Genomic DNA, 1,109 nt, shown 5'->3' on the forward strand with positions numbered 1-1,109 from the left:
CGGCGCCAGCACCCCGTCGGCGCCGCGCAGCCCAGCGCGCAGCCGGCGGCGACCAGCCAGGTGCCGGTGCCCGCCGCCGAGCCCGGGGTGAGCCCGGCCCGCTCCAGCGGCCCCCGCGCGGCCAGCAGCCGGATCAGCGGCCCGGGCTCGCCGGGGGTGGTGGCGCCGACGCTGCTGCGCCGCGGCGGCGCCGGCGGGGTGCTGTCGCCGGGCCGTACGGTACGGGCGAAGCCGCTGCCCGCGCTGCTGCGGGCGGGCGCCGACGGGGCGCTGCTGGTGGTGGCGGCGGTGGCGTACTGGCAGCTGGACCGGCAGACCTCCGGCAGCGGCGCCCTCAGCGGCGACCGCTCCGGCACGCTCGGCATCGACCCGGTGCTGGCCGCCGCGCCCGCGCTGGCGCTGCTCGCCGGCACGGTGCTGACGCTGCGCCTCCTGCCGCCCGTCGCCCGGCTCGCGGAGCGCCGCGCGGTGGCGGGGCGGGGGCTGCCCGCGGCGCTGGCCGGCTGGCAGCTGAGCCGCCGCCCCCTGCGCGGGGCGCGGCCGGTGCTGCTGCTGGTGCTGGCGGTGGCGATCGGGATGCTGGCGCTGGCGCAGGGCGCCTCGTGGGAGCGTTCGCAGCGCGACCAGGCGGACTTCCACGCGGGCACGGACGTACGGGTCCTGGGCAGCCGGCTCCCGGAGCTGGGCCAGGGCGGCATGATGGAGCGCGTCCCGGGCGTCGCGGCGGCCGCCCCGGCGGCCCGGTGGGGCATGAGCCTGTCGGGCGGCGCTTCTGCGGAGGTGCTGGCCCTGGACACGGCGCGGGCGGCGGACGGCCTGCGGCTGCGGACCGACCTGGCGGACGGCGCGGGGGGTGCGGAGCTGCTCCGCGAGCTGGCTCCGCCGGCGGCCGGGTCGTCGCCGGGTCCGGACCGGGCGACCGGAGCGGCTCCGGCGGCGGCCGGGGCCGGGGCCGCAGACGGCGAGTCCGGTCCGCCGGACCGGGACGGGCCGGACGGACACTGCCCGGGTGCGGCAGGCGCGCGGGGCGCGCACCTGACGGACCGGGGCGCGGACACCGCAACCGGCGCGGTGCACGCGGCCGCACGCGCCGAACACACCGGCACGGG

Annotated in this window: 1 pseudogene; it reads left to right on the top strand. The window is 82.3% G+C overall.

The annotated features are described in order from the left end of the window. A pseudogene (locus tag ABD317_RS37145) lies at nucleotides 1-1,109 on the top strand (hypothetical protein); the annotation flags it as partial.

Source organism: Streptomyces synnematoformans, assembly GCF_039531005.1.
In the GTDB taxonomy this organism is placed as follows: domain Bacteria; phylum Actinomycetota; class Actinomycetes; order Streptomycetales; family Streptomycetaceae; genus Streptomyces; species Streptomyces synnematoformans.